The 18,056-nt window shown below is 67.1% G+C and carries 16 protein-coding genes; 10 read left to right on the top strand and 6 right to left on the bottom strand.

What is annotated here, in order from left to right; translation table 11 throughout:
* Nucleotides 1-68 precede the first annotated feature (68 nt).
* A complete protein-coding gene (locus tag CLD20_RS11270; protein WP_224406714.1) occupies nucleotides 69-2,939 on the bottom strand; it encodes an autotransporter outer membrane beta-barrel domain-containing protein in 2,871 nt (956 codons plus the stop codon).
* Nucleotides 2,940-3,616: 677 nt separating this feature from the next.
* Here CLD20_RS11270 and CLD20_RS11275 point away from each other — a divergent pair.
* The 4 genes from CLD20_RS11275 to CLD20_RS11290 all read left to right on the top strand — a co-directional run bounded on the left by CLD20_RS11275 (nucleotide 3,617) and on the right by CLD20_RS11290 (nucleotide 6,211).
* Nucleotides 3,617-4,969: a DEAD/DEAH box helicase gene (locus tag CLD20_RS11275; protein ID WP_224406715.1), complete on the top strand. Its 1,353-nt coding sequence runs from the start codon at nucleotides 3,617-3,619 to the stop codon at nucleotides 4,967-4,969.
* A gap of 221 nt (nucleotides 4,970-5,190) precedes the next feature.
* Entirely contained in the window at nucleotides 5,191-5,400 is a 210-nt protein-coding gene (locus CLD20_RS11280; RefSeq protein WP_224406716.1) for a cold-shock protein, read from the top strand.
* A gap of 63 nt (nucleotides 5,401-5,463) precedes the next feature.
* Nucleotides 5,464-5,676, top strand: a complete 213-nt coding sequence (locus CLD20_RS11285) for a hypothetical protein (RefSeq protein ID WP_224406717.1) — start codon at nucleotides 5,464-5,466, stop codon at nucleotides 5,674-5,676.
* A 115-nt stretch (nucleotides 5,677-5,791) separates the two neighbouring features.
* A complete protein-coding gene (locus CLD20_RS11290) occupies nucleotides 5,792-6,211 on the top strand; it encodes a hypothetical protein (RefSeq protein WP_224406718.1) in 420 nt (139 codons plus the stop codon).
* 24 nt (nucleotides 6,212-6,235) lie between these two features.
* Here the strand turns inward: CLD20_RS11290 and CLD20_RS11295 are convergent, their stop codons facing one another.
* The 4 genes from CLD20_RS11295 to CLD20_RS11310 all read right to left on the bottom strand — a co-directional run bounded on the left by CLD20_RS11295 (nucleotide 6,236) and on the right by CLD20_RS11310 (nucleotide 9,513).
* Nucleotides 6,236-7,066 carry a metallophosphoesterase gene (locus CLD20_RS11295; RefSeq protein ID WP_224406719.1) on the bottom strand — a complete coding sequence of 277 codons (831 nt, stop codon included), beginning with the start codon at nucleotides 7,064-7,066 and terminating at the stop codon, nucleotides 6,236-6,238.
* Nucleotides 7,066-8,451, bottom strand: coding sequence for a diacylglycerol kinase family protein (locus CLD20_RS11300; RefSeq protein ID WP_224406720.1), 1,386 nt, complete (start codon nucleotides 8,449-8,451; stop codon nucleotides 7,066-7,068). The genes CLD20_RS11295 and CLD20_RS11300 overlap by 1 nt, the downstream gene beginning before the upstream one ends.
* Nucleotides 8,452-8,558: 107 nt before the next feature.
* Nucleotides 8,559-8,708, bottom strand: a complete 150-nt coding sequence (locus CLD20_RS11305) for a hypothetical protein (RefSeq protein WP_224406721.1) — start codon at nucleotides 8,706-8,708, stop codon at nucleotides 8,559-8,561.
* Nucleotides 8,709-8,739: 31 nt separating this feature from the next.
* Nucleotides 8,740-9,513: a GntR family transcriptional regulator gene (locus CLD20_RS11310; RefSeq protein WP_224406722.1), complete on the bottom strand. Its 774-nt coding sequence runs from the start codon at nucleotides 9,511-9,513 to the stop codon at nucleotides 8,740-8,742.
* A gap of 105 nt (nucleotides 9,514-9,618) precedes the next feature.
* On the opposite strand from CLD20_RS11310, the gene CLD20_RS11315 reads away from it, so the two are divergent.
* A complete protein-coding gene (locus tag CLD20_RS11315; protein WP_224406723.1) occupies nucleotides 9,619-9,906 on the top strand; it encodes a UxaA family hydrolase in 288 nt (95 codons plus the stop codon).
* Nucleotides 9,907-9,991: 85 nt separating this feature from the next.
* Complete coding sequence (locus CLD20_RS11320; RefSeq protein WP_224406724.1) at nucleotides 9,992-11,170, top strand: UxaA family hydrolase; 1,179 nt, start codon at nucleotides 9,992-9,994, stop codon at nucleotides 11,168-11,170.
* Between the two features lie 111 nt (nucleotides 11,171-11,281).
* Here CLD20_RS11320 and hemN read toward each other — a convergent pair whose 3' ends face one another.
* The gene (gene hemN, locus CLD20_RS11325) at nucleotides 11,282-12,628 is read right to left on the bottom strand and encodes an oxygen-independent coproporphyrinogen III oxidase (RefSeq protein ID WP_224406725.1); all 1,347 of its coding nucleotides are present in this window, start codon (nucleotides 12,626-12,628) and stop codon (nucleotides 11,282-11,284) included.
* A 425-nt stretch (nucleotides 12,629-13,053) separates the two neighbouring features.
* Between hemN and CLD20_RS11330 the strand changes: the two genes are divergently transcribed.
* From CLD20_RS11330 to CLD20_RS11345, 4 genes are all read left to right on the top strand, one after another.
* Nucleotides 13,054-14,013, top strand: coding sequence for a tripartite tricarboxylate transporter substrate binding protein (locus tag CLD20_RS11330; RefSeq protein ID WP_224406726.1), 960 nt, complete (start codon nucleotides 13,054-13,056; stop codon nucleotides 14,011-14,013).
* Between the two features lie 108 nt (nucleotides 14,014-14,121).
* Nucleotides 14,122-16,104, top strand: coding sequence for a tripartite tricarboxylate transporter permease (locus CLD20_RS11335; RefSeq protein WP_224406727.1), 1,983 nt, complete (start codon nucleotides 14,122-14,124; stop codon nucleotides 16,102-16,104).
* A 6-nt stretch (nucleotides 16,105-16,110) separates the two neighbouring features.
* Nucleotides 16,111-17,046, top strand: a complete 936-nt coding sequence (locus CLD20_RS11340) for an NAD(P)-dependent oxidoreductase (RefSeq protein WP_224406728.1) — start codon at nucleotides 16,111-16,113, stop codon at nucleotides 17,044-17,046.
* Nucleotides 17,046-18,053 carry an Ldh family oxidoreductase gene (locus CLD20_RS11345; protein ID WP_224406729.1) on the top strand — a complete coding sequence of 336 codons (1,008 nt, stop codon included), beginning with the start codon at nucleotides 17,046-17,048 and terminating at the stop codon, nucleotides 18,051-18,053. Before CLD20_RS11340 ends, CLD20_RS11345 begins: the two co-directional genes overlap by 1 nt.
* Nucleotides 18,054-18,056: the final 3 nt, after the last annotated feature.

Raw genomic sequence — 18,056 nt, forward strand, 5'->3', positions numbered from 1 at the left:
TCCGGCAGACGCTATGCGTCTCGCCGCTCGAAGCAGCGATCCAGGGATGAACCGGTTCGAGGACCGTCCTAGAACTGCCAACGCAGATTGGCCTGCACGGCATTGACGGTCACGCTGTCGGCGAGTTGGCCGGAATAGGAAATGCCGAGACGGGCCCGTTCGCTGAGGAGCAGGTCGACACCGATTTCCGCAAGGGCGGTGTTCTCCGCCAGCGGCGTACCGGCGACGGTAAAGTTCGCCGCTGGAACGCTGAGGAACGCCATCTGTGCCTGCGGCGTGACGTCCCCGAACGCATATTGCCAGGCGAGCGAGGCGTGCGGCTCCACCGTCATGCCTCTGGGGAGCGCCATGCGCGTAGCCAGCCGCAGGCCGAGCGAGGAATAGCCGACGCCTGCCGTGCTCGACGAGCCCGCCAGCCCGGCGGAAGCGCCGGCTTCGTTGAAGTCGTCGCTGCGGTGATGGACATAGGCGAGCCCGGCGAAAGGCTCCACGGCCACTTGCTGGAAGGCAAAGCCGTAGCCGATCTCCGTGAATATCTGCGCCGTGCCGGCACCGTAATCCGCTTCCGCCCGCTGGGCATAGCCTGGATAGGCGATGGTGCGTGTGACATCGATCTGGCTGAAGGCGTAGCTGGCCCCGCCCCTCAGGTTCCACGACCCGACATGCGTGCCGGCATAAAGCGCCACGAGCAGGCTGTCGACGTCGGCCGAACTCCGCAGCGCGTCGGTGTCGACGCCGGAACGGGTGTAGCCGACTGCCGCTCCGATCAGCCAGTTGTCGACATTCAGGTCGACGCCGGAAATGATCCCGCCCATGGTCGCATCGACATCCGCCGTGGCCGGATCGTCGCTGTAATCGCTCCGGCCGGCAAAAGCCTGCGCCCAGAGGGTGCCGTCGAGAGCCGGCTCGGGAACGGCCGCCTGCGTTGTCCCAGGGAAGGGCACGCCGGCGCCGGCCGGCGACACATAGGCGAGCGCCGGGCCGCCATAGGCCAGCATCGCCGTCGCGTCGCTCTGGTCGGCATAGGCGCCCTGCCGCATCCGGCCGAACAAGGCCTGGCGGGCATAAAGGCCGTTGCCGATGAGCGCCGTCTGCACACTGGCATGGGCTTCCCCCGACAGGGCGTCGAGCGCCCCGGGCAGCTGGGCCGAGGTGAGGTTGTAGAGCGGCGCCAGTGCGCCCGGCAGGTCGGTCAACATGCCGTTCGCGGTAGTGTTGATGATGCCGTCAATCGCCGCGCCGACCGCACGCTGGTTCGCGGTGATGTTCGCCAGGCCGGAGAGATCTGCCGCCACGCTCAGCGTCACCGCGTTCGGAGCGTAGTTGACAGTTGCCCGATAAAACGCCGCAAGGCCCGACGTGGTCAGCGTGTCGAAGGCGCCGGTGATCTCGCCCGTCGCGCCGATGAGCGTGTAGCTCGGCGCCAGATTCGCGGTCTGGAAAGAGGCCTGAAGCGTACCGGCAAGCCGCGCCGAGCCGGTTATTCCCAGTTCGTCGTTGCCTGCCTCGCTCATCCGCACGGCAAAGGTGCCGGCCTGGGTTTGGACGAAGGTTCCGCTGAGGAGGTGGTTGATCGGCACGCCGGTGCCGGTAACGCCGATCCAGCCGCTGTTCTCGAAGCGCTTGCCCGGCCCTGCGGTCGCCGCGATCCGGCCATCGATGATGCCGGTGTTCACGATCACGGTGCCGACGCTGTCGAGGCCGGTGCGAAAGGCATCGGCGACCGGGGTGGCGTGCAAGGTGCCGTAATTCAGGAAGGTGCCGTAAAGACCATGCATTTCCACCGCCGCGCCGGCGATCCCGGTCGCCTCGATGGTGCCGGTATTGCTCAGCACGCCATAGGTCTCGCCGCGCATGCCGATGCCGCCAGTGCCGCTGACCTGAATCGTGCCGCTGTTGATGATGTCGTCGCCCTTCAGGCCCGACAGCGCGGCGGCGTTGTCGCCGGTGAAGGTCAGCGGGCCGGTGTTGCGGATCGGATTGTAGATGCCCGCAATGGTGGCGAGATAGCCGTTGATGCCGGATGCGTCGACGTAGATGCCGATGATCTGGTCGCCATAGGCGGAGTTGGCCGACACGACAGTGCCCGGTATGTCGATCTCGTGCCAGGTCGCGATCCCGAGGGCGTTGACATGCATCACCGCCGGATGCACCACGCCGTCGGCGCTCACCCAATTGGTCACCAGATTGAATTCTCCGGATCGGCCGGCACCGGTGATGCCCTCGAAGTGCGTGGCGATCGCGCCCGGATGGTCGTAGGTGACATAGGTGCCGGTGGCCTGGTCGTAGATGTAGCCGTGCGCCGCGTGGATCCTGTCGCCGACCATCACTTCGCCGTAGCCGCCGGCGATCTTGTCGCCATAGATGCCATAGGCGGTGGTGCTGATGGCGCCGGGAATGTTGTTGGTGGTGTAGGCGCCGGTATCGATGTCGTAGATGAAGGCGTTGCCGGTCGCCAGCCGGGTGTCGTAATTGCCGACCACCTGGTGGCCGAACGTGCTGTGCGCGATGGTGAAGAGCGTCCCTGCCTCCGGATATATCAGGGTGGTGATCTGCTCGCCCGGCGCCGCGGCGCCGTCATAGAGGTAGCTGAGATCGTAGGGCGCTGAGGCTGCGGTCTGGTAGCTCCCGACCACGCGCAGGACGCCGCCCGGATTGCCGAAACTCGGTCCATAGGGCGAGGAACCGATCGCACCGGGGAAGTTCGCGCCGTTGGCGGTGGCTTCCGGCATCGGCGACCATGTCTGCGTGGCGATATTGTAGTACAGGCCGCCGGTGGCGAAGGCGCCGGGGATCAGATAGTTCCCCACGATGTTGTCGCCGCGGATGCCGGTGAGAAACGTGCCGTAGCTCCCGAAGTTCAGGGTCTGGAAGGGCGTGGGATCTGCCTGTGCGGGGTGCGTCCCGACGCTTGCGCCGAGAACTCCGGCAGCGAGCACGAGCGCCCGCCTCTGTCCCGTTCTGCGAGAATTTGACCAATTTTCCATGATTTCCCCACAACCATAAATAAGCAGCCGGCACGTTATAGATACGCAAGAAAATAGATATAGTAATTTTTCAGCCGAAAAACTCGTGGACGCTTACTATTTGAAAGTTTTTGGCGCGATGAAAATTACAGAAAATGAGCCAAAACGGAGCGCTTCCGTTAACAGGTCAAGATCAAAACCCGGCCTTGGCAAGATGCGCCCGCGCTCCCGGTTTGGGGCGGCATCAGGCCTTGATCTCGCCCGGGCCGGGCTCCGCTCGCACTTGCCGCCAAAACGATCAGTTGACTTCTGACGTCCGGCGGACGATATGCGGGTCACGTCTGGCTGCCGCGTGAGCAGCCGGCGTCGGATCAGGCGGGCAGGACGCGGCGAAGCCGCCGCTGGCCCCCCGACGCAAGAGACGCACCGGCCGAGACGACGCCGTCACAGCCGTATTTCCAAAAAAGTTCCCACTTCACGCGGGGTTCTGACGATCGGGCGACCCGAAGGACAATGAGGTCCCGGGCGAGCGTCGGATCGCAACCGCAGATGAAGAAGCCGCCCCGCTCCGGCGCCGGGCGCTCTCTCGTTTGGATTTTCAATAAGGCGGGACATCCCGGTTGGGATCACCCGCTCCGAAAGGCTTTATCTTGATCCGTTTCGACGAACTCGGTCTCAACCCGTCCGTCCTCAAATCCGTCGCTGCCCTTGGCTTCGAAACGCCGACGCCGATCCAGGCCGAGGCGATTCCGCATGTTCTTTCCGGCCGCGACCTCATGGGCCTTGCCCAGACCGGCACCGGCAAGACCGCCGCTTTCGGCCTGCCGCTGGTCCACAAGCTGATGGAAGACCATAGCCGGCCGCGTCCGCGCGAGGTTTCGGCCCTCATTCTCGCCCCGACCCGCGAACTGGTGAACCAGATCGCCTCCAACCTCTCCGATTACGTGCGCGGCACGCGCATCTCCGTCGAGATCGTCGTGGGCGGCGCCTCCATCGGCAACCAGATCCGCCGCCTGAAGCATGGCACCGACATCCTGGTCGCCACGCCCGGCCGGCTTCTGGATCTCGTCGAGCGCCGTGCCGTCGACCTCAAGAGCGCCCGCTTTCTGGTGCTTGACGAGGCCGACCAGATGCTCGATCTCGGCTTCATCCATGCGCTCCGCCGCATCTCCAAGCTGGTCGGCACGCCGCGCCAGACGCTGCTCTTCTCGGCCACCATGCCGAAGGAGATCGAGGAGCTGTCGCGCGCCTATCTTTCCGACCCGGTCCAGGTCGAGGTCGCCCAGCGCGGCCGCGCCGCCGACAAGGTCGCCCAGTCGGTGCATTTCGTTTCCAAGGCCGACAAGCCCTCGCTCCTCAAGGAGTGCCTTGGCGAGCGTCCGGACGACCTTTCTCTCGTCTTCTCGCGCACCAAGCACGGCGCCGAGAAGCTGATGAAGGCCCTCGTCAAGGAAGGCTTCTCCGCCGGCTCCATTCACGGCAACAAGAGCCAGAGCCAGCGCGAGCGCGCCATCCGCGCTTTCCGCCAGGGCGATATCCGCATCCTGGTGGCGACCGACGTCGCCGCCCGCGGCATCGACATCCCCGGCGTCAGCCATGTCTACAATTTCGATCTTCCGGAAGTGCCGGAAAGCTACGTCCATCGCATCGGCCGCACGGCGCGTGCCGGCGCCGAGGGCGAGGCGGTCGCCTTCTGCTCGCCGGAGGAGTTCAAGCTTCTGCGCGGCATCGAGAAGCTGACGGGCATTCCGATCCGCATCGCCAGCGGCGAGGCCCCTGCGGGCGGCTATCGCAGTAGTGCCGGCAAGCCGGGCGGTCGCTCCGGCAACGGTCAGCGCAACAAGAGCCGCGGATCGGTGCATGCCAACGCGGCCGGCGGCCGCGGCGACGCCAAGAAGACGCATCGTCAGGATCCCGGCCGGCAGCAGCGCTCCGAGCAGGGCCAGCCCTCTTCGGGCCAGCGCCGGCGCAGCCGTTCCAGGCGCAGCTACGAGGCGGCGTAACCACTTGCGGCGCCCCGTTCTGGGTGCCGCCGGAAGGGGCCGGCCTTGCTCCGGCCCCAATTCACCTGTAAGGGTGACAGATCGACTTTGGCCGGACGACATGGCCGTTTCGCTCGGTTCGCTGAGCGCGCGTTCAGACTCTCTTCCAAAACTCGATTGACTTGGCACGAGCGCTCACCGCGCCCGCGCCCCATTGCACGCGCAAGCGAAAGGAAAACGAAATGGCAACTGGTACCGTGAAATTCTACAATGCCCAGAAGGGCTATGGCTTCATCCAGCCGGACGATGGCGGCAAGGACGTGTTCGTCCATGCGACCGCTCTGGAGGCCGCCGGCATGCGCGGCCTCGTCGAAGGTCAGAAGATCTCCTTCGACGTGGAATCCGACCGCCGCTCTGGCAAGGACGCTGCTTCCAACCTGCAGCACGCCTGATTTCTCGAAGGCGCGGGGCATCCCCCGCGCCTTCTTGCCTCAGGCAACGCAAAGGAGGCAGATATGGCGCTGCATGCCTACAAGGTCGGACAGAGCATCCGTGTTACGGGCTCGTCCCGTCAGCCAGGCGCGGCCGGCCTGTACAATATCCTCGCTCTCCTTCCGGAGACCTATGGCGATTATCAGTACCGTGTGCAGAGCACGGACGGCCCGCAGCAGCGGGTGATCCGCGAGAGCGAGATCGCCGAAGTGTTCTCCGAACTCTGGAAGAACTGACCGCCGACAGGCGCGCAGGCGCGCCACTGGGCGGGCGCAGCCGGGCGGCTGCGAACAAGATCATTCATCGTATGGCCGAACGGGAGATCCCGGCAGGCCCTTGGGGTTGGGTTTGATGACAAAGACGCAGCCGGGGACACAGCTGGGAACCACGCAGCCGGGCGAAGGCGCACGCCGCCGGCGCGACAAGGCCGAGGAGACCACCAAGGCCGCCATGACGCAGATCGAGGCCGATCTCGACGCGGCCCGCAAGAAGACCATGCGTCTGAAGGCGGCAAGGCTCGCCAAGGAACTCGCCGACGCGGAAGCCGCGCCGCCCGAGCCGAAGAAGAAGCCGGCCAAGAAGGCCGCGACGAAAAAGGCCGGCACGAAGACCGCCGCCAAGGCTCCCGCCAAGGCTAAGGCCCCAGCCAAGACTGCGAAGAAGGCGCCGGCCGAGGCCGCCGCGCCCGAGACCGCCGCCGAGACGGACGAAGCGACGGGCGAAGCAAAGAAGCCCGCTAAGAAGCCGGCCAGGAAGGCGACCGCCGCCTAGGGCCCGTTCGCCGTGCGCAGTCCTTCACGCCGCTTCTGAAAATTCCCACGCCGCGCCGCTCCAGGCCCTGACGGCGATTTCGATTTTCCCATTCTCGATGGTGATCTGGTTATAGGCGTTCGGCTCTCCGCGAAGCCGCGTCGAGATCGTGGTCGCCGCCTGTGCGACCAGGATCGGCGCATGCGCCGCTTTGCGCGCACCCGTGCGCGAGGGAACGCCCTCCCGCGTCTCGCCCTCCCGCGCCTCACCGTTCGCCGCGTGCTCGCGCACGTAGGAGAGGTGGAAATGCCCCGACAGCACCAGGCGCACGTCGAGCTCGGCGAAGGTCTGAAGGGCAAGGTCGGCGCGCTTCACCCGGCGCATTTCGATGCCTTCCTCCGGCAGGAGGAGAGGATGATGCGCGACGACGACGCGTACCGCCTTCGGGTCGGCGGCGGCAAAGCGGTTCTTCAGCGCGTCGAGCTGGCGGCGGCTGATCGTGCCATGCGCCCAGTTGAGGCCGCGTCTCGCCCGCCGCGAGGTCTTCAGGCCGGCGATCGCCACCCCGTCCATCTCCAGGAACGGCTCCAGCTCGTCGTCGATGTAGCGGCGATAGCGCCGGTAGGGGTCTAGGAAGCGTTCCAGAAGGTTGATCGCCGGCATGTCGTGGTTGCCGGGCACGGAGAAGACAGGCATCGGCAGGCCGGCGAGGAACTTGCAGGCCTCGCGAAACTCGTGCCTGCGCCCCTTCTGCGCGAAATCCCCGCTGACCACGACGAGATCGGGCGCGCTCTCCACGAGATCGGCCGTCAGTGCCGCAGCGAGCCGTGGGTCGTGGCGGCCGAAATGCAGGTCGGAAAGATGGGCGATGCGCATCAGGCTGCTCCCGCGAGAGGCTCGGCGAGGGGAGACGCGACAAGCGTTTCGCCCGCCTCGGGCCCCCGGGCCGCCTCCGCCGCCGGCGCCATGACGCGGATCGCGCCAGGTAGGGTCCGAAATTCGAGCGGTGGAGCCATGAGCGCCACCTCGCCGTCGATCATCGTCTTCAGCCGCTTTGCCCGTGTACGCAGCGTGACGCGGTGCGCCTCGTGGATGTCGAGCGCCTCGTCCCGGCGCCATCGGCCGATCGCCATGCCGAAGACGAGGCGCAGGAAATCGCCGATCGAAAGACGGCGGAGCGTGTAGACGGTCAAGAGCCCCCGATCGAGGCGCGAGCGCGCGAAGAATCGGCCGAGCCCCTCGTCATAGGCGTTGTTGGCGACCGCGATGGAGCGCACGCGAAGGCGCCGCGGCTCGTCCTGCCCGTCGAGGTCGAGCGACAAGTCGAGGGCGTGCGGTTGCCTGAGGCGGCGAAGGAACGAGACGAAGAAACGCAGCCGGGCCGAGAAGTTCTCGTTCGTGCGCATTCTCTCCCGCTCCTCGGCGAGCGCCGGAGCGAGGCCTATCACCGCCTTGTGCAGAAAGAGGCGCCCGTTCACCTCGCCGGCGTCGATGCGTCTTGGCGCCATCGTGGCGAGTGCGTCGATCGCTTCGGCCATATCGAGGGGAATCTTGAGATCCCTGGCGAGAAGGTTCGCGGTGCCGAGCGGCAGGATGGCGAGCGCCTTGTCCGTGCCCGCGAGCGCCGATGCGACGGCCGTCACCGTGCCGTCGCCGCCTGCGGCAAGCACGATGCCGGCATTGCTCGCTGCCGCTCCCTTCACCCGCTCGGCGAGAGAGAGATGCGTGTCGGCGTCGATCTCGACGTCGTAGCCGGCCCGCGAAAGCCGGGCAGAAAGGGCGGCCGCGTCGAGTTTTGCCTCGGCGGCGGCGCCGGAGCGGTCGTTGAGGACGACGAAGATACGATTGTCGGGCATGGGTGCTCGAATAGAGGGTGCTTCCCGGAGAATGCGCGGGAAGGCGAAGCGTTCAATTTCCGCAAGAGCGGCTTTCGCTGCGACGGCGCAGCCGGCGCGGATGAAGGCCACAAGCGCGGCGAGCACGAGGCCCGCTCCGATCGGGACCGCGGCGGGCGATATCGCTTCCATGGCGATGCCGGTCAGGGTCGAGCCGCCGGCCGAGCCCACGGCATAGGCAAGGCCGAACACGGCCGCGCCGGCGACGAGCAGCCCGCCCGTATAGCGTTCGCGGCTTTCCATGGCGAGCGAGATGAGCGGGTAGGTGAGGCCCTGCGACACGGCGAACGCCGTCACCCCGAGGACGACCGCGGCGAGGGCGGCCCAGTCGGGAACGACGACTTCCAGCGGGCGCGCCGCGTTCATGGATGGCCTCGTCGGGCTGAAGGGTCTGCGCCTGCCTTTCGGCGCCGCCCGCCGATATCGCCACAGCCTCTCGCCGGCGGCAAGCCGGCCCGATGGCGCGCCGGGAGCTACGAGGGCAGGCGGTGCGGGTTCTCCTTGATCGACGGTCGCCTGTCGACGGACGAGAACCATTCGGCAGGCCGGTAGCGGCCGTCGCGCCAGTCCCGGTCCGGCCAGCGGAAGTCGAGGGGCGAGGTCGGGCCGGAAAAGTGCTGCATCGGCGCAAGGTGGCGCGCCGGCCGGGCGGGGCTAGCGCGGCGTGCTCGAATAATGGTGCGCGTCGGTGAGGCAGCGCGAGATGCGCCGCTCCACCGGCTTCTCGTCGAGGCCGAAGGCGATGCGGTCGACCTCAAGCAGCGGCGTTCCCTTGAGACAGCCGAGCGCGGCGGCGTCCTCCGGCCCGGCGGCGACGGCCTTCAGCCGCTCTTCCGCCCGCGCGATGGTGATGCCGAAGACGCCCGCATAGAAGGCGTAGAGGTTGTTCGGCAGCGGCGCCATCTTCTCAAGGCGCCGGAAACGCTCGAAGGGAAGGACGATCTCTTCGGTGATCAGCGGCACGCCGTCGAGCGCGCGCAGGCGCTGCAGCCGCCAGACGCGCGCGCGCGGCGCCAGGCGCAGAAGCTCAGCTTCCTCTTCCCCGGCGCGGTCCGGCCGCAGCGAGATCGGCGTGCTTTCGGGAAACGGCGCGCGCCCGTCATCGGGGCGAAGGCGGAAGAACTGGAAAAGGATGCGCCCCTCTTCCTGCTCGGCGACGAAGGTGCCGCGTCCCTGCCGGCGCACCAGAAGGTGGTCGGCGGCCATCGCGTCGAGGGCCTTGCGCACCGTTCCCTGGCTGACGCCGAGCTCGGCGGCGAGGCGCTGCTCGCTCGGCAGGAGCATGCCGGGCGGCCACAGGCCGCCGATCATGCGCTCCGTCAGCTTCTCGCGCACCTGCAGATATAGCGGCCGGAAGCCGAGCCCGGCGCCGCTGCCCGTTTCCGCGGCCGTTGGTTCGGCCCCCCGCTTGACGCTTCCTTGCACCATGTCTTATGTCTTATATAAGACTTCGCGCCGCAAGCAAAGCGGCGCGCCGGATGGGCGCCCGCCCGACCCGGAAAGAGCTGCTACCGCTACGCTTTGGGAGGACAAATGAGCGAGCCGCATCTTCTCGTCCACGAACACAAGGATAATGTGGGCGTGGTCGTCGTCGAAGGCCTCAAGGCCGGCACGGACATGCTGTGTGTCGTCACGGCCGACAATTCGTCCTTCAATCTGACCGCCAAGGCCGATGTGCCGATCGGGCACAAGATCGCGCTCTCCGACCTGAAGTCGGGCGATACCGCGATCAAGTACGGCGAGGATATCGGCCGCTTCGTCGCCGATGTCGAAAAGGGCGGCCATGTGCACGTCCAGAATCTGAAGACCAAGCGCTGGTGAACGCCGCCACCGGTCCGGTCTTGCCCGCCCGATCGCGGGCGCGCAGCGAGCCCTCGGCCGGTCGAAATCACAGGGAGACAAACTGATGGCCTTGAACGGCAATTCGACGGTGCTTGCCTATCGTCGCGAGAACGACCGCGTCGGCGTGCGCAACTATGTCGTCATCCTGCCGGTGGATGACATTTCCAACGCCGCCTGCGAATCGGTCGCCAACAATATCAAGGGCACGATCGCCCTGCCGCATTCTTATGGGCGCCTGCAGTTCGGCGAGGATCTGGACCTGCATTTCCGCACCATGATCGGCACCGGCTCGAACCCGAATGTCGCCGCCGTCATCGTCATCGGCATCGAGCCGGGCTGGACGAAGCGCATCGTCGACGGCATCGCCAAGACCGGCAAGCCGGTGGAGGGCTTCTCCATCGAGCAGAACGGCGACCTGAAGACGATCATGGACGCCTCGCGCAAGGCCAAGGAGTTCGTCCATTGGGCTTCCGAGCTGCCGCGCGTCGAATGCCCGATTTCCGATCTGTGGATCTCCACCAAATGCGGCGAGAGCGACACCACCACGGGCCTCGGCTCCTGCCCGACCGTCGGCAACATGTATGACAAGCTGATTCCGGAAGGTATCTACGGCGTCTTCGGCGAGACCTCCGAGATCACCGGCGCGGAGCACATCTGCAAGGAGCGCGCCGCCGATCCGGAGACCGGCGAACGCTGGTACAAGATGTGGAAGGCCTATCAGGACGACGTCATCGAGGCGAACAAGGTCGACGACCTCTCCGAGAGCCAGCCGACCAAGGGCAATATCGAGGGCGGCCTGACGACCATCGAGGAGAAGGCGCTCGGCAATCTGGAAAAGATCGGCCGCGAATGCCGCTACATCGACATCCTGGAGCCGGCCGAGCAGCCCGCCAAGGGTCCCGGCCTCTACTTTATGGATTCCTCCTCCGCCGCAGCCGAATGCGTCACGCTGATGGCGGCCGGCGGCTACGTCATCCACACCTTTCCGACAGGGCAGGGCAACGTCGTCGGCAACCCGATCGTCCCCGTCATCAAGATTTCGGCCAATCCGCGCACCGTGCGCACCATGTCGGAGCATATCGACGTGGACGTCACGGGCATCCTGCGCCGCGACATGACGATCGACGAGGCCGGCGACAGCCTGATCGACATGATCCGGCGCACAGCCAACGGCCGCAAGACCGCCGCGGAGGCGCTCGGCCACCGCGAATTCGTCATGACCAAGCTCTACCGCAGCGCCTGAGCTTTGGCTGCGGTCGCCTCGTCTCTCATGGAGGTGAAACTGGACCGGTCGGCCCGCCCCAGGGCCGACCGGGCCCCCCCCGAACGACGGCGGCCGTCCGGCCGCCGCCAGTCAGACGGCGGTCGAGTGCGTCGCCGCGCGCGTGCCGAAATAGGCATCGAACGAGGCGGCGATCGAGCGTACGAAGGGCCGCCCGCGATCCGTCACCACGAAGCGGTCGCCGACGCGGGTGAAGAGGCCGTCCGGATCGGCCTCGGCGAAGTAGCGCGCATCGTTGATGACCGGATCGGCGAGCGCGCCGAAGCGGCTCTTCAAAGCCGCGCCGGAGAAGGCGAAGTCGCACAACAGCCGCTCGATGACGAAGGCGCGCACCCGGTCCGCGTTGGAAAGCTTGAAGCCGCGCACGGTGGCGAGCTTGCCTTCCTCGACGGCCGCCGTGTAGCGCCGGTTGGTCTTCTCGTTCTGCAGGTAGCCCTGCGGCAGCTGGCTGATCGAGGAGGCGCCGAAGCCGATCAGGGCCTCGGCCTGGTCGTTCGTGTAGCCCTGGAAGTTGCGGTGCAGCCGGCCTTCCCAGGCGGCGACGGCAAGCGAATCTTCCGGCAGGGCGAAATGGTCGAAGCCGATGCGCTGGTAGCCGGCGCCGGTGAACAGCGTCGCCGCCCGGTTCGCCTGGGCGAAGCGCTCCAGAACGTCCGGCAGCGCGTCGGTCGGGATCATTTTCTGGCGCGGGATGACATTCGGCACATGCGCGTAGCCGAAGAGCGCCACCCGGTCCGGCTTCAGCTGCAGGATCTTCTTCACCGTGCTGATGAGGTTGGCGCGGGTCTGGAAGGGCAGGCCGTAGACGAGGTCGACGTTGATCGAGGTGATGCCGACGGCCCGCAGCCGGTCGGCCGCCGATTTCGTTTCCTCGAAGCTCTGCATCCGATTGATCGTCGTCTGCACCTTCTTGGAGAAATCCTGCACGCCGATCGAGGCGCGGGTGAAGCCTGCCTCGCCGATCGCGGCGACGCGTTCGTCGTCGAATTCGCGCGGATCGATCTCGACGGAGAATTCAGCGTCGGCGGCGCTCGGGAAGGCGTCGCGGACCATGCCGGCGAGCCCGACGATGTCGTCCGGCCGCAGCAGCGTCGGCGAGCCGCCGCCCCAATGCACCTTTTCCACCTTCAGGTCGGGCGCGAACTCGGCGACGAGCTTCAGCTCCGCCTGCAGCGTCTTCAGATACGGCTTGATCGGGTCGTAGCGCAGCACATGCCGGGTCGTGCAGCCGCAGAACCAGCACAGCGTGTCGCAGAACGGGATGTGCAGGTAGAGCGAGGCGCTCGTGCCCGGCTTCAGCTCCGTGAGCCAGGCGCGCGCGATGTCTCCATCCACCTCATCGGTGAAATGCGGGGCGGTCGGGTAGCTGGTATAGCGTGGGACCGGCGAGGAGTATTTGTGGACGAGATCAGGAACCATGCCTGCATCCTCCGCAAGCGCCTGATTAGCCGCCTTGATCGAGGTCAAACCTGGGATCGGCGCGCTCCGCATCCGCTCAAGAGGGCCTGTTCCGCCGCGCGCTGCTTCCCTTTGTCGCGCTGCGGGGAGGGCGCATCGAGGCGTCCGCGAAAGAGTGCCCGCGAGGCAGTTTTGTCTACGCGCCGGCGCCTTTGCAGCAGCTTCTTGCTTTGGAGGCCCCGCGCGCCTCGCCTAGACTGGCAGGGGCCGGGTCCTTTCCCGCATCCGGCAGAGGCGCGGGCAGAACGTGTTGCCTTGGGCACGCACACCAATCCGGAGGTGACAGTGAAAATCACGCGCCTTGGATCGCGGCGGTGCGGCCGTGCCGGCGGCAGCCGGCATGTGCCGGCCGGCCATCGAACCGAAACCAGAAACGGGAGGAATGCATGAAAAAATCGATCTGGACGGGTATCGCCCTCGCCGTCGGCCTTGCCGCCGGCATGGGCACCCAGGCGGGTGCGCAGGATTTTCCCTCCAAGCCCGTCGACTACGTCATCCCCTTCGGCCCGGGCGGTGAATCCGATATCTCGGCCCGCCTGCAGCAGCCCTATTTCAAGAAGATGTTCGGCCAGGACCTGGTCATCTCCTACAAGGAGGGCGGCGGCGGCGCCGTCGGCTGGTCGCAGCTCAACGCCATGTCCGATGACGGCTACACCATCATGGGCGTGAACCTGCCGCACATCGTCATCCAGCCGGCGCAGAAGGATGTCGGCTACACCACCGACGGCCTCGTGCCGATCTACTGGTTCCACTACACGCCGGATGCCATCGTCGTCAGGGCCGACAGCGACTTCAAGACGCTCGACGACCTCATCGGCTATGCCAAGGAAAATCCGGGCCGGCTCACCTTCTCCGGCTCCGGCAAGGGCACCGCGAACCATCTGGCGCAGGTGAACTTCGACAAGCTCGCCGGCATCAAGACCACCTACGTGCCGTTCAAGGGCACGGGCGCCGCCGTTCAGGCGCTCCTCGGCAACCAAGTGCAGGCCGAATGGGGCTACACCACCGTCGGCTCCCAGCAGGGCGACCAGGTGCGTCTCCTCGCCGTCTCCATGCAGGAGCGCCATCCGCTCTTCCCGGACGTGCCGACCTTCAAGGAACTCGGCTTCGACCAGGTGGGGGGCGCCTATCGTGGCATCGCCGTGCCGGAAGGCGTTTCGGAGGAGAAGCGCAAGGCCTGGTCCGACATGATCGGCAAGATCAATGCCGATTCGGACTTTAAGAAGCAGATGCTGGACGGCGGCTTTGCCCTCATCGACGTGCCCTATGACGAGATGGACGCCTGGATGCAGGAGCGCAAGGACGCCTATCTCGCCGCCGCCAAGGATGCCGGCATCGTCAAGTAAGGCGCCTCTTCGCGCCCCCGCCCTCCCGCGCCTTGCGGGAGGGTTTCCGCCTCACGCGGCTGCCGCCCAGGCAGCGTTCCACGCCCCGGATGCGAGCCGGTCCCGCACATGCCAGGATTTGACCATTTCATCGAGGCGCTGACGCCGCTCAACCTTGCCTTCGCGCTCTTCGGCGTCATGGCGGGAACCGTGATCGGCTCGATACCGGGCCTCACGGCGACCATGGCCGTCGCCGTGCTCGTGCCGCTCACCTTCACGCTGGCGCCTGCCTCGGCGCTGATCCTCCTCGGCGCGATCTATACCGGCGCTATTTACGGCGGCGCCTATTCGGCGATCCTGCTCAACACGCCGGGCACCCCGTCGGCCATCGCCACCACATTCGACGGCTACCCGATGGCCAGGAAGGGCGATGGCGACCTTGCCGTCACGCTCGCCTGCCTAGCCTCGGTCTGCGGCGGTCTCGTCGGCGCGCTCTTCCTGCTGACGCTCGCCCCGCCCCTGTCGCGATTTGCGCTCGCCTTCGGGCCGGTGGAGTATTTCTGGCTGGCGATCTTCGGCCTGTCGCTCATCGCCGCGCTGTCGGAAGGCAGCCTGCTGAAGGGCATCGCCGGCGGCGCGCTCGGCCTGCTCCTGTCGACCATCGGCGTCGCCGAGGTCTCGGCAGATGTGCGCCTCACCTTCGGCGCGCAGGTGATGATCGGCGGCATCCAGGTCGTGGCCGCCCTGATCGGCCTTTACTGCATCCCCGTTCTCATCGACCTCGTTGCCACCCCCGACCGCCATCTGAGGGTGGAGGCCGAGGCGCGCGGCTTCCGCCTCGGCGAGGCCTGGCGGACGGTCCTGAGGAACAAGGTCAATCTCATCCGCTCCTCCGTTATCGGCACCCTCGTCGGCGTCCTGCCGGGCGCGGGCGGCTCCGTGGCCGGCCTCGTCGCCTATTCGGAGGCCCGCCGCACGGCAAGGAAGGGCGAGGAATACGGCAAGGGCGAGCCGGGCGGCGTGCTCGCCACCGAATCCGCCAACAACGCCACGGTCGGCGGCGGCTTCATCCCGACGCTGGTTCTCGGCATTCCCGGCACCCCGCCCGACGCCGTCATTCTCGGCGCGCTGCTCGTTCAGGGCGTGCGGACCGGCCCGCAGCTCTTCGAGGCGCAGGGCGCCGTGGTCTACACCTTCATCTGGGGGCTCTTTCTCGCCACCATCCTGATGCTGCCGGCAGGGCTCCTCATCGGGCGCTACGCCTACAAGACCATCGTCACCATCCCGAAGGCGATGCTGGTTCCCGCCGTCGCCTTCATGACGGTGATCGGCACCTACGCCATCCGCAACAACAGCGCGGACGTGACCATCATGGTTGTCCTCGGGGCGATCGGCTGGGCCCTGTCGCGTTTCGGCTTCGGCGTTTCGCCGATCGTCCTCGGCCTCATCCTCGGGCCGATCGCCGAGCAGGGCTTCGTCCAGGCCTGGACCATCGGCACGGCGATCGGCGACGTGCCGTCGATGTTCTTCGGCCGGCCGATTTCCCTCGCCATCATCGCCTTCACCCTCCTGTCGCTGTTCTGGCCTTTCGTGAAGACGCGCCTCGGCCGCTGGAAGGAAGATCCCGGTGTCGGCATGATCCTCGCGCCGACGGTGGAGCGCGGCCCGGTCGATATCGCCTCGGTCGTCGTCGGGCTGATTCTCGCTGGCGCCGGCATCGTCACGCTCGTCGACGCGGCGGGCTACACCGATCCGGATTCGGCAGTCTTCCCGCGTGCCGTCGCCATCGTCCTGATCGTGGCCTCCCTGGGGGCCGTGGCGCGGGCGCTGTTCGGCATCCGCAACCGCTCCGCGCCCCGTTCGGGCTCGACCGTGCGGCGCGTCGCGCTGCTCCTCGTCATGCTGGCGGCCGCCCTCCTTCTGCCATGGACCGGCTTCCTCGCCACCATGCTCGTCGCCTTCATGGCGATCATCCTGATCGCCATGCACGATCCGTGGACGCCCCGTCGGGCGATCATTTTTCCGCTCGCCGGCATCCTGACGGTTGTCGCATTCACCGCGCTCTTCCGTTATGCGCTCTATGTGCCTCTGCCTGAGGCCCGCCTGTTCTGAGAGACCATGCCTGACATCGTTATTGCCGAATTCATGGACGAGGTTGCCGTCGCGCGCCTCACCGCCCGTTATTCCACCCTCTACGATCCGGGACTGGTCGATGCGCCGGAGCGGCTGAAGGCCGAGCTCGCCGAGGCGCGTGCCCTCATCGTGCGCAACCGCACGCAGGTCACCGAGGCGCTGATCGCCGAGGCCGACGGGCTCGAATGCGTCGGCCGCCTCGGCGTCGGGCTCGACAACATCGATACGAAGGCCTGCAAGCGCCGCGGCATCGCCGTCTATCCGGCGACCGGTGCCAACGACCTTTCCGTCGCCGAATACGTCGTCACCTGCACGCTCGTCCTTCTGCGCGGTGCCTATGCCGACGCCGCCTCCGTCGCCGCCGGGGACTGGCCGCGGCAGGCGCTGATGTCCGGCCGCGAAATGAGCGGCAAGGTGCTGGGCCTCGTCGGCTTCGGCGCCATCGCCCGCGCCACGGCCACGCGCGCCCGCGCCCTCGGCATGGAGATCGTCGCCTTCGACCCGCACATTCCGGCCACCAGCAAGGCCTGGAACGAAGCGCGCCGCGCCGAGCTGCCGGCGCTTCTCGCCGAGGCCGATGTCGTCAGCCTGCATGTGCCGCTGACGGGCGAGACGCGCCATCTCCTCGGCCGCGAGGCGATTTCGAAAATGAAAGCAGGCGCGATCCTCATCAATGCCGCCCGCGGCGGCGTCGTCGACGAAGAGGCCCTCGCCGAGGCGCTGGAGGCAGGCCAACTCTCCGGCGCCGCGCTCGACGTCTTCGAGAACGAGCCGCTGACCGCTGCGGCGGGAGCCAGATTCGCCGGCCTGCCCAACGTCATCCTGACCCCGCACATCGCCGGCCTGACGGTGGAATCCAACACCCGCGTCTCCGGTGTCACGGCCGACAAGGTGCTCGCTCATCTTGAAGGGGCCAGGTGATGGCGCGCCTTTCCCTCTCCGAGATCGACGACCTCATCCGCCGCGCCCTCGTCGCCTCTCGCACCAACGAGACGAACGCCGCTTCCGTGGCGCGGGCGCTGACCGGCGCGGAGGCCGCGGGGCAGGCCGGGCACGGCATGCGCCGTCTGTCCGCCTATGCGGCGCAGGCGCGCTCCGGCAAGGTCGACGGCAACGCCGTCCCGCGCGGCGAGAGCATGCGTCCGGGCGTCCTTGCCATTGATGCCGCCAGCGGCTTTGCCTACCCGGCGATCGATCTTGCGCTGGAGGAACTTCCCGAGATGGCGCGCCGGCAGGGCGTTGCGCTCGCCGGCATCCGCCGCTCGGGCCATTGTGGCGTCGTCGGCCTCGTCGTGGAGGCCTTTGCCGAGAAGGGGCTGATCGCCCTGATGTTCGCCAACACCCCCGGCGCCATGGCGCCCTGGGGCGGCAAGAAGCCTCTCTTCGGCACCAATCCGATCGGCTTTGCCGCGCCGGTTGCGGGCGAGGAACCGGTCGTGATCGACCTTTCCCTCTCGAAGGTGGCGCGCGGCAAGGTCATGGCGGCCAAACAGCAGGGCGGCCGGATCCCGGAAGGCTGGGCCTTCGATCGCCAGGGAAGGCCGACGACCGATCCGGCCGAGGGTCTGGCGGGCACCATGGCGCCGCTGGGCGAGGCCAAGGGCACGGCGCTTGCGCTGATGGTGGAGATGCTTGCCGCGGGCCTGACGGGCTCCAATTACGCCTCCGAGGCAAGCTCCTTCTTCGATGCGGAGGGGAGCTCGCCGGGCGTCGGCCAGCTCATCATCGCCATCGATCCGGCCTCGCTCGGGGCGGGCGCCACGGCGCGCTTCGCCGAGCTTGCCGGTCAGATCGCCGGTGACGGCGAGGCGCGCGTTCCGGGTCGCCGCAGGCAGGCGCTTCGACGCGAGGCCGAAAAGAATGGTATCGAGATCTCCGACGAATTGATCGCCGAGGCCGATGCGATCACCGCAATGAAACAGGAGTAGGAC

This window comes from Afifella sp. IM 167 (assembly GCF_020144925.1).
Classification (GTDB): Bacteria; Pseudomonadota; Alphaproteobacteria; order Rhizobiales; family Afifellaceae; genus Afifella.

Coding starts and splice junctions, on each gene's coding strand:
- hemN (WP_224406725.1), bottom strand. CDS start 12,628: ATGGTTCCTGATCTCGTCCACAAATACTCCTCGCCGGTCCCACGCTAT.
- CLD20_RS11290 (WP_224406718.1), top strand. CDS start 5,792: ATGACAAAGACGCAGCCGGGGACACAGCTGGGAACCACGCAGCCGGGC.
- CLD20_RS11300 (WP_224406720.1), bottom strand. CDS start 8,451: ATGAACGCGGCGCGCCCGCTGGAAGTCGTCGTTCCCGACTGGGCCGCC.
- CLD20_RS11335 (WP_224406727.1), top strand. CDS start 14,122: ATGCCAGGATTTGACCATTTCATCGAGGCGCTGACGCCGCTCAACCTT.
- CLD20_RS11345 (WP_224406729.1), top strand. CDS start 17,046: ATGGCGCGCCTTTCCCTCTCCGAGATCGACGACCTCATCCGCCGCGCC.
- CLD20_RS11330 (WP_224406726.1), top strand. CDS start 13,054: ATGAAAAAATCGATCTGGACGGGTATCGCCCTCGCCGTCGGCCTTGCC.
- CLD20_RS11315 (WP_224406723.1), top strand. CDS start 9,619: ATGAGCGAGCCGCATCTTCTCGTCCACGAACACAAGGATAATGTGGGC.
- CLD20_RS11340 (WP_224406728.1), top strand. CDS start 16,111: ATGCCTGACATCGTTATTGCCGAATTCATGGACGAGGTTGCCGTCGCG.
- CLD20_RS11320 (WP_224406724.1), top strand. CDS start 9,992: ATGGCCTTGAACGGCAATTCGACGGTGCTTGCCTATCGTCGCGAGAAC.
- CLD20_RS11285 (WP_224406717.1), top strand. CDS start 5,464: ATGGCGCTGCATGCCTACAAGGTCGGACAGAGCATCCGTGTTACGGGC.
- CLD20_RS11310 (WP_224406722.1), bottom strand. CDS start 9,513: ATGGTGCAAGGAAGCGTCAAGCGGGGGGCCGAACCAACGGCCGCGGAA.
- CLD20_RS11280 (WP_224406716.1), top strand. CDS start 5,191: ATGGCAACTGGTACCGTGAAATTCTACAATGCCCAGAAGGGCTATGGC.
- CLD20_RS11305 (WP_224406721.1), bottom strand. CDS start 8,708: ATGCAGCACTTTTCCGGCCCGACCTCGCCCCTCGACTTCCGCTGGCCG.
- CLD20_RS11295 (WP_224406719.1), bottom strand. CDS start 7,066: ATGCGCATCGCCCATCTTTCCGACCTGCATTTCGGCCGCCACGACCCA.